General features: G+C 56.9%; 6 protein-coding genes. All 6 read right to left on the bottom strand.

All coding sequences use genetic code 11. The annotated features are described in order from the left end of the window. Positions 1 to 1,329 (bottom strand): retention module-containing protein (locus tag AACR77_RS06530; RefSeq protein ID WP_231563070.1); only part of this gene is annotated, 1,329 nt, incomplete at its 3' end. A gap of 267 nt (positions 1,330 to 1,596) precedes the next feature. Then, positions 1,597 to 3,522 (bottom strand): EAL domain-containing protein, encoded by a 1,926-nt coding sequence (locus tag AACR77_RS06525; protein ID WP_042864042.1) that lies wholly within the window; start codon positions 3,520 to 3,522, stop codon positions 1,597 to 1,599. 3 nt (positions 3,523 to 3,525) lie between these two features. Further along, positions 3,526 to 4,284 carry a transglutaminase-like cysteine peptidase gene (locus AACR77_RS06520; protein WP_231563068.1) on the bottom strand — a complete coding sequence of 253 codons (759 nt, stop codon included), beginning with the start codon at positions 4,282 to 4,284 and terminating at the stop codon, positions 3,526 to 3,528. A 99-nt stretch (positions 4,285 to 4,383) separates the two neighbouring features. Beyond that, a complete protein-coding gene (locus AACR77_RS06515; protein WP_010675164.1) occupies positions 4,384 to 5,715 on the bottom strand; it encodes a TolC family outer membrane protein in 1,332 nt (443 codons plus the stop codon). Positions 5,716 to 5,750: 35 nt separating this feature from the next. Continuing rightward, positions 5,751 to 7,166: an HlyD family type I secretion periplasmic adaptor subunit gene (locus AACR77_RS06510; RefSeq protein ID WP_010675165.1), complete on the bottom strand. Its 1,416-nt coding sequence runs from the start codon at positions 7,164 to 7,166 to the stop codon at positions 5,751 to 5,753. Continuing rightward, complete coding sequence (locus AACR77_RS06505) at positions 7,159 to 9,303, bottom strand: type I secretion system permease/ATPase (protein WP_039040368.1); 2,145 nt, start codon at positions 9,301 to 9,303, stop codon at positions 7,159 to 7,161. The genes AACR77_RS06510 and AACR77_RS06505 overlap by 8 nt, the downstream gene beginning before the upstream one ends. Positions 9,304 to 9,759: the final 456 nt, after the last annotated feature.

The following is a 9,759-nucleotide window of genomic DNA, read 5'->3' as shown; positions in this document are numbered from 1 at the left end:
CGCCGCCGTCAGGTTGACGTCGCTCACCGCCGTCGGCACGTCATCCAGCACCACGACATCCAGCCCTGCACTGGTCGTGTCGCCATCGAGGTCCGTCAACACGACGTTGAAGCTCTCCGTCAGAGCCCCATCATTTGCAGGTTTGTTATGTGCTTCGTTATCGTTCAGGGTGTAGCTGTAGGTCACGCTGCCAACCCCTGTCACCGGGTTGTAGCTGACGCCGGTCACCAGCAGTTGATTTCCCAAAGGACTGGGGATCCCCTGGGGGAAGGTGGTCAAGACCTGGCCATTGCTGATCAGCGTCACACCTCCCAGCGTCAGGCTTTGTACTCCATCTGCCGCATTGAATGTAAAGGTACTGCTCTTGGTCAAGGCGGCGCCATCGGGGGCTGAGCCATCCGGCAATGCGGCTTCATCAAGGACAAGCTCACCACCCTCGACCTGCAATCCATTCAGCGAGACAGGCTCATCTACAGGGGTGATGGTGATGGTCAGAGTGGAGTCGTTGGTATCATCCCCATCCGTTACGGTGTAATTGACCGCAGGTACAGGGCCTGTGTAGTTCAGCGCAGGGGTAAAGGTATAGGAGCCGTCGGCATTGATGATCAGCGTACCAATCCCATCCAGCGTGCTCTCAACGCCGGCAGCAATTCCCTGATTGCTGCCCCAGCTATAGGAAATGACAGACGTATCAAGGGGACCATCCGGATTGTTGCTGTTGTCGAGCACATTGCCACTGATGGCCTGATCTTCCTGGGTGACAACAGACTCATCCTGATCATCGAGCTGATTCTCGGGCAGAAGATCGTCTTCCTGCAGCACATTCTGATCGATCAACGTGTCATAGCCGGTATCAAATCCGGCCTCGGCTATGGTCGCATCTCCGATGCGGTCTATGACAACAAAACCACCATTGCCACTGGCCCCAGCGACCCCGCCGATACCGCCACCACCACCGGCGGCAGGTGCCCCACCGGCAGCAGCGGCTTCGAAGTTCTTGGTCGGGTCAACCCCTTGCAGGATGGATTGTTGCAACGCCGCAATTTCTGGCGACACTTCAGGCGAGCCTTGCTGATGATTGGCAACCGATGAGGAAGATTGCCCCTCTGGAGGCATCTCTGCCCCTGCCGGAACACCATTGTCCGCTGCAGGTTTGTCATCGTAGGGAGCCAGCATCAATTTGGCATCATCAGCGATATTGAGTCTGGCGCCAGGCTGCAGTATCTCGCCAGGCTGGAGAGGACGACTGCTGCCATCGGCAAGCAGGATCTGAACGTTGCCTTCTACGGAAGAGACGACCACGGTTTTGTCGATGATTTGGGTGCGCATATCCATTGCTCCAGGGTGACAGATCTTGATGCCTACACTCTAGATACGCCCCCGTCCTGCTTCCGTTGCAAAAATGTACAGGGTTGAGTCTCTTTGACTTCATCCGATGCAGCGAATCGAACGAATATTTTTTACATATAAAAATCAAATAAGTAACAGCGCGAGTTTTAGTGATATTACCTATATGTCGCGTAAAAATGATGTACATATTCTAAACAGATATAAAAAAGGGCCCTTAATGGGCCCCTTTCTATCAAGTTGTACCGCTTATGCCAGTGGAAATGCTGGGTGAACGAACCCCTGATAACCATCGATATGCAAACTGGACAACAATTCAACCTGCCGTTTATCTTCCACCCGGGTGGCGATGGTCGTGACACCCGCGTTGTGGGCAGCCCGACAGACAGCCGCCAGGAAGGAGGTATCGGCGCCTGGTTCCATGACCTGGCTGGTATACCCGTGGTCCACCTTGACATAAGCGGGGGTCAGCTCTTCCAGATAGCCGAGGGACTGGAAGTGCCGGCCATAGTGATCGACCCCCCACAAGAAGCCGTGCTCTCGCAACAGCTCAACCAGATGAGTCACATACTCTTTGTGTTTCATGATGGCCGCTTCCGGGATCTCGAACAGCAGTCGCTCCTTCAGCTCCACGTTCAGCGACAGATAGCCTCTGAGCCATGTCAGGAACTCATCCGAACAGAGAGAACCCGCCGTGATATTGACTGCCAACACCAATTCCGGTTGCTGCTTGAACAAGGGGACGCAGGCTTCCAGCACCGCCTTGTCAAACTCGGCCCCCATCTTGAACTGCTCGATCGCAGGCAAGAACTGCCCTGCGAAGTAATCCGTTCCATCTCGCGAGATGGCCGCGAACAACTCGGCATGCAGGCGGGTACCATCATCGAAGCGACATGCAGGCTGTGCCTTGAAGCGCCAGAGATGTCTGGCAATGGCATCCTGCACCAGGTCTCGCCAGGCAAGGCGTCCCATCAGTCCCTGCTCATTGCCGCCTTCCATCACGACGGCACCGCGCCGCTCATTGCGCGCTTTGCCAAGGGCGTTATCCGCCTTCGTCAGCAGGGCCGAGAGATCGTCATTGCCATCACGGCCGGCGATGCCGACGACGGACAGCGCACCGCTTTCTCCCATGGGATTGACAACCAGATCGGCGATACGGCTGTTGATGAGCTCCGCCAGCTCCTTGAGCTGAGAGAGATCATCGGTGGGGCAGAGCAAGGCATACTCCGTCGCCGAGATCCGGGCCAGTGCCGCGCCATCCCAGCCATCCAGCAGTTCCCTGAGCACCTGTGCAATGGACTTGACCATGTTGTCCCTTGCAGCAAAGCCCTCTTCCCGATAGAGATCGTCCAGCATGTCGACGGCCACCAGCATGACCCCGCCCTGCCCGGCCTCCGCAATCCAGGCATTGACCTGCCCGACGAAGTAAGAGCGGTTGCCAAGCCCGGAGACGGCATCCACATAGACGCGGGCTCGCAGATTCTCGGCCTCGTCGGCCTGCTCTTTGAACTGCACGGCAAGCTTGCTGGAAAGGGTATTGATGGCCTGTACCACTTGCCGCAGCTCGCGGGTCTTGGGCTCGGGAATGGCGTGGCCGAAATGGTGCAGCTCGATTTCAACCGCCTGATCGCAAATCAGCTTGAGCGGTTTGAGCAGATAATTGAGCGCCCGCATCAGCAAGAGAGTGGTGACGAGAAAGCCGACCAGGAACCAGGTGGCCAGTTCGCTCATTCCTTTCCAAAGCTCGTAGTAGGCTTGTCCAGGGTGGCCGACGACCTTCAGCTTGCCCAGTTGTAGCCAACCCGACGTCAAAATCGATTCATTGGCCACTTCAGGGAACAGATCCAGCCCAATGAACCACTGTGGGACCCCTTCGATATGGCTGCTGTTCTCCAGCTCGATGACATCCTTGGAGGCCAGCAGATCGAGACGAACCAGCTTGTAGTAACCCCCGTCGAACACCGCCTTGATCACGGATTCGGCACTGACCTTGTCGCCGTTCTCCAGATAGGGGGTCAGCGCCAGACCCAGTGCGGTGGACGTATTGATGACGGTGGTCTCCTGCTGCTGCGCCAGGTAGTTGCGGGTCGAATTGAATTGCACCCAGTAGGTGGCGGCAAACAGCAATCCGAACAGCAGCAGCATGGTTGCCAATAGTTGTCTGTAGAGCGTCATAGGTTAATCATCCAAATTGACCGCAGGCCGAGCCAATCGCCCCGATGTCATGCGATTGCGTAAGTCTGTCCATAATCCCAAGCGGGATGATTGCCCGGCCAGTTCCCCTTGACCACGCGCTTTCATCAGCCACAAGTGACTACCGTTAAAACTGTAAATTGGCAACAAATCCGCCCGTTGGGTCGCCGGGCGAATTGAGCCGACAAGATTGTCCAGAATCAGGGGTACTGCCGCAGGCGTCTCATAGTAGGCAACGACCATATGAAACTGGTTATAATCCAATGCCTTGACATATACCATTCGCATTTTTTCATCAGGGATGCCAAGTTCCAGCAAGGTAAAATACTTGGAAATGCTGAAGTCTTCACAATCTCCTCCCGCTGCGCCCAGAAATTCCAGCGGTGTCGCCCAATAATCCTTCTTGTGCCACAACTTGATGTCATCGATGAAACGCATCTGGTTGAAGAACTGGTTCACCTTCTCCAGCTTCTGCCGATCCGTCAGCCCCGCCGCCTTGTTCTGCATTGCCAAAGTGCGCCAGTTGGTGACCCGTTTGCCGGCCCTGGGGCCATAGGTCTCCTCCGCGCGCTTGACCAGTTTCATATCCTCCGGTGAGAGAGGCTGGCTGGCGCTGAGCAGCAGGGGGATCGCCAGCAGGGCCAGCCACAGCAGGCGAACCCGCCAGGGCGCACGTGCACCTGCGACAGCTCGATACCCATCACGTCGGCTGCTGCCTGTCGATGCCACTTCTTTCTGTGTCATGACGCCGCCATCATCCCCTGACCGCCGGACGCATAAAAGAATGACTGCAGCACGCTGCAGCCATTCCCCTTGCCTGATATGACATCAGTGGCAGGGCCATCAGTTGTTGTTGGCCTGCCATTCAGCCGGTTGCTGCACATTCAGGGCATTGAGCAGACCACCGGTGGCATTGAGGATACGATAATCTGCCAACAGGGAGTCGTACTCGGCCGTGATGTAGCTGCGGCGAGCCTCGAACAGTTCGTTCTCCGTGTTCAGCACGTCCAGCAAGGTCCGTTGGCCCAGGCCGAATTGCTTCTTGTAGGCCTGTACGGTGTCATAGCTGGCGTCCACGTGCTCTTTGAGGAAGACTTTTTGCTTGGCCAGCGACTCTTTGGCGTTCCAGGCGAGGCGGGTCCCCTCTTCCACCTGACGGAAGGCATTCATGTGAATGTCTTTGGCCTGGGAATAGAGGGCTGAGGTTGCCTTGCTTTCTGCCAGATCGGACCCACCGCGGAACAGGTTGTAACGCATCCGGACCATGGCGGTGAGATCGTCGTTACGGCCTTTGACCGCATCGATGTCCTCGTTCCAGTTCTGATCCACTTCAAAGGCTACGTTCGGGTAGAACCCGGACTTGGAGCCTTCATGCTGATACTTCGCCTCTTCGATGTCCTGCAGGGATGACAGCAGGGTCGGGTGAACCTCTGTTGCCGTCTTCAGCGCATCTTCCAGTGTTGCGGGCAGGAGTTGGGTGTTCGGTACTGGCTGAACGAGATCCTTGGGCACTTCATTGACGACACGGATGAACTCGCTCTCGGCATCCCGATAGTTGTTCTCCGCCGCCGCCTGGTTGGAGTACGCCCGAGCCACACGACCGTCGATCTGGGTCTGGTCAGCGGTCGACCCCAGACCGGAGTCGGTCCGTTTCTGGATGTCACTGCGGATCTGTTCGTGGGTTTCAAGGTTCTGCTTGGACAGCTCCAGGATCTCCTGCTGACGCAGCATGTTGAGGTAGACCTCGGCCACGCGCAGGGCCGTGTTCTCCGCCTCGGAGATCATCGCCAGGCGCTGGGCCTGGGCGGCGGCATCGGTCCGTGCCACGTTGCTGCTGACATCAAAGCCGTCAAACAGCATCTGGCGAAGGCTGATCCCGGCCTCCTTGCGCGTCATGGAGTCATCGATCGTCTGTGAATTGGGACCTGCGGCACGGGTCGAGGGACTGTCAGTCTTCTCGTAACCGACGCCACCACGCAGATCAATGGTGGGGTAATAGCCGCCCTTGGCTCCATCATGCTGATACAGTCGTGCCTGATAGAGATCAAAAGCTTCCTTGATTTTCGGATGGGTAGCCAGTGACTGCGCCACTGACTGTTCCAGCGTCTGTGCCTGGCTCAGGCCCGGGAACAGTATGGTGCCACTAACCAGCATGGCAACAATCGTCTTCTTCATGGTATCTCCAGTCATGTTGTTTTTAGATTGTTGGCTTATCGTTCTCTCAGTGCCGACTGCTTAGCCCTCAAGATGGGTTTCAGCAAGTAGTCTAGGACACTTTTTTTACCAGTAATAATATCTGCACTGGCTAACATACCGGGGATGATGGGAAGTGCGTTAAGCTCATCGCCCAGATAACTCTTCTCGGTTCGTACTCGCACCAGATAGAAGGAGTTGCCCTCCTCATCCTGGATTGAGTCGGCACTTATCTGTTCAACCTTGCCATGTAAACCTCCATAAATAGTGAAATCATAGGCAGTTATCTTGACCACGGCCTCCAGTCCGGGTCTGAGGAACGCGATGTCCTTGGGCGACACCTTGGCTTCAACCAGCAGGGTGTCTTCCAGCGGCACTATCTCCATCAGGTCCATGCCCGGCTGAACGACCCCACCCAGCGTATTAATCTTGAGCTTCTTGATGGTCCCCTTGAGAGGCGCGATCACACTGGTACGATCGACTCTGTCCCTGAGGCCGACCTGGCCCTCTGACAACTGGCTCAACTTGCCTTGACGTTCGTTCAGCTCGGTCTGGGAGTCCGCCCGGAATTTCAGGGCGATATCATTTCGCTTCGAGATGGTCTCCCGCAGTACCGAGTTGAGCTTGGGCACCAGCAGGCGGTTCGCCTCCAGCTCCCCTTGCATTTCGTTGACCTGCCGCTCCAGTTTAATTAGCTCCACTTGAGGAACTATACCCTCTTTTGCGAGAGGACGGCTGATGTTCAGCTCCTGACGAGCCAGATCAACGCTGCGGCCCACGGTCCGGATCTTGGCATTGAGCTCTATGGTCTCCTGCTCTTTCTGCTCGATCTGCTGTCCCAGAATGTAGAGCTGGTTCTTGAGGTTGTTTAACCGCGCCTCCTGCACCGATCTTTCACGGGCGGCATATTCGGCAAATACATTCTCGTACCCTTCGGGGAACTCGATGGCCTGTTTGTCGATGGCTACCTGTTCACGCCAGCCCAGATTGGGCTCGTTCTTGACCACCACGCTGCGAATTTCGGCGCGCAGGCGGGCGATATCCCCCTTGAGGGTGACCAGCTCCTGCTCCCGTTCGCGAAAATCCGACTTGAAGCGGGTATCGTCGATGCGCAGCAGTGGCTGTCCCTTCTCGACGATGTCCCCCTCCTTGACGAAGATCTCCTTGACGATCCCCCCTTCCAGGTTCTGGATCACCTGCAATTGGCGCGACGGTATCACCTTGCCCTGGCCGACTGTCACTTCATCCAGCTCGGCCCAGGCCGCCCAGACGATGGCGCTGACAAAAAACAGGAAACAGGCCCAGAGCAGGACTCTTGCACGGGTGGGTGTCGTCAGCAGCACGGCGGCGGCGCCGTCATCCACGTACTCGAGATGTTCGGGAGCCGGCAAGACCGTATCTGAGGGCGTTTTCTTGAACCAGTGGTTAGCCATTCGCCGTCTCCTGCACCCGCACCTTGCCTTCCTTCAATTGCTGCAACACCACCTCTTTGGGACCATCCGCCACTATCTTCCCCTGCTCCACGACGATGACCCGGGAAGCGACATCCAGCATGGAGGTCTTGTGGGTGATGAGGATAAGGGTGGTTTCGGGGCCGAGCCGCGCCAGCTCCTGCTTCACGTGCATCTCTGACTGGTTGTCCATGTTGGAGGTCGGCTCGTCCATCACCAGAATGGGGGGATCGTTGAGCAGGGCGCGAGCCAGCAGGATGGACTGACGCTGGCCACCGGAGAGCTGACGTCCCCCTTCGCCAATCTGTCTGTCGAGACCGTTGGGATCCCGGTTGGTAAAGTTGGTGACCCCGGCCCGCTTGGCGGCGCGCAAGACACGGGCATCGTCCACCAGGGGATTGCCCAGCATGATGTTGTCCCGCACTGAACCAAAGAAGAGGGTCACATCTTGCGGCACACAGCCGATGTTGCGGCGAATGATGGTCGGCGGCAGTTGGTCCAGCTCAAAGCCGTCCAGACGCACCAGGCCGTCAGTCGGGCGATAGAGGCCCATCAGCAATTTCTCCAGCGTGGTTTTACCCGCACCGATGCGTCCGATGATGGCCACCTTCTCACCCGGCTCGATGCGCAGGTTGATGTTGTGCAGGGTACTGCTCTCCATGCCCGGATACTTGAAGGAGACATTTTCAAACTCGATGCGCCCCTGGATGACCGGATGATGGATGTACTGCCTACCCTCCTCCTGCTCACCCGGCGTCATCATGATCTTCTCCAGGATCTCGAGCGCCGACTTGGCCTGGTTGTAGCGGGTGGAGAGTACCGAGAGCTGCACCATGGGGGCGATGGCCCGGCTCGACAGCATCACGGCCGCTATCATGCCCCCCATGGTCACCAACCCTTCCGAGATCTGGTAAACACCGACGATCACCAGTCCCACTGTCACCACCTGCTGGATGTAGCTCGCCAGAGAAGACATGGAGTTGGTGATGCGCCGGGTCTGCACGCCCCAGGTCGAGATGTGGGACACCGCCTGCTCCCAGCGGTGCTGGAACATGCTCTCGGCCCCGAAAATCTTCACGGTCTCAAGGCCCGAGATGCTTTCGATCAGATTGGCGTTCTTCTGGGAGGCGAGCCGGGAGCCCTCCTCGATGGATTGCTTCAGCGGTGCCTGAATGTAGAAGCTGTAGGCCACCAGGATCAGGATGGCGATGATGGGCACCACCACCATGACACCGGCGAAAATCCAGATGATGAAGAGGAAGAAGATGGCAAACGGCAGATCGATCAGGGTGGAGACGGTGGCCGACGTGAAAAACTCGCGCACCGATTCAAACTCCTGCAAGTGCTTGGCAAAGGCACCGGTCGACGCAGGCCTGGACTCCATCTTCATGCCCATCACCTTGGCAAAGATTTTGGCCGACAACAGCACGTCGGATTTCTTGCCTGCAATATCGATGAAGTAGCTGCGCAGCTGGCGCATCACGAAGTCGAAGGTGAACACCACCATGGCTCCAACCGCCAGCACCCAGAGGGAGTCGAATGCCAGGTTGGGCACAATCTTGTCATAGACGTTCATGGTGAACAGGGGGCTGGCGATGGCAAACAGGTTGATGAGGATCGAGGCCACCAGCACATCCCGATAGATACCGCGGGACTCGAACAAGGTGCTCCAGAACCAGTGACCATCACGGGTCTCCAGCACTTTGGGCGAGCGCTCATCAAACTTGAACTGCCGCTTGACGTAGAACAGACGACCATTGTACTCGTCACCCAGCTGGGCAAGACTGACCCATTGGGCCGCGTCTCCGGCCTGGGGAAAGATGACCCTCGCCTGGGTCCGTTCTTCATTCCATTCAAGCAAGATGCAGGCGCCGCCATTGCGCGTCTGCAAGACGCAGGGCAGCAGCAGGGAGGAGATCTGTTCAAGGGGCTGGATCACTTCGCGGGCAGAGAGACCGCCCCGCTCGGCGGCACGACTGAAGAGCGCCGTGCTGAGACGCCCGGAGACCAGTGGCAAGCCGGTGGTGAGAGCATCCTGACTGTTGGGCACCCCGTAAAAGCGGGTCAAAAAGACCAGGCACTCCAACAGTTCATCTATATGGCTGGTTTCTGCTTGCATAGCATCCCATCAAACATGATTCAGAAGGTTGTCTCGGGGCCGAATATCCAAAGCCCGGCGGCGATCCGGAAAAACAGAACAGACCTCGCCACCCAGACCCACAACCCGATTAGCGCACAGAGCCGGGACACTGCATGTCTCGCCTCCCTTACAGATTTTCATGCCGGAAACGGAGGGGACATACCAAGCACCTGATGTTGCCAAGAAATATGCCACCCGGTTCGAAGAGACACCGCCCGGTATACAAACTGCAAAGAGTTATTGATAAGTATATCTTTTTTCAAGCCGACCATCTTATCAAGGTGACTTGAACGAAACTATACTCCAAAGACTGAATTTCATCTAATAACCCACTGTTTTTTTGACGAAATTAGAGTTGGCACTCGCCCGTGGAAGGGAGAGAAAAGGCTATGCCCCAATTACGTGTTGCATGGGGCGCCCCAGCGCCTCATGCAA

The sequence above is a fragment of the Aeromonas sp. ZOR0002 genome (assembly GCF_963866995.1).
GTDB lineage: Bacteria > Pseudomonadota > Gammaproteobacteria > Enterobacterales > Aeromonadaceae > Aeromonas > Aeromonas caviae.
The sequence above is the reverse complement of the archived record's forward strand: the minus strand, read 5'-3'. Positions and strand labels throughout refer to the sequence as shown.

Coding starts and splice junctions, on each gene's coding strand:
- AACR77_RS06525 (WP_042864042.1), bottom strand. CDS start 3,522: ATGACGCTCTACAGACAACTATTGGCAACCATGCTGCTGCTGTTCGGA.
- AACR77_RS06520 (WP_231563068.1), bottom strand. CDS start 4,284: ATGACACAGAAAGAAGTGGCATCGACAGGCAGCAGCCGACGTGATGGG.
- AACR77_RS06515 (WP_010675164.1), bottom strand. CDS start 5,715: ATGAAGAAGACGATTGTTGCCATGCTGGTTAGTGGCACCATACTGTTC.
- AACR77_RS06510 (WP_010675165.1), bottom strand. CDS start 7,166: ATGGCTAACCACTGGTTCAAGAAAACGCCCTCAGATACGGTCTTGCCG.
- AACR77_RS06505 (WP_039040368.1), bottom strand. CDS start 9,303: ATGCAAGCAGAAACCAGCCATATAGATGAACTGTTGGAGTGCCTGGTC.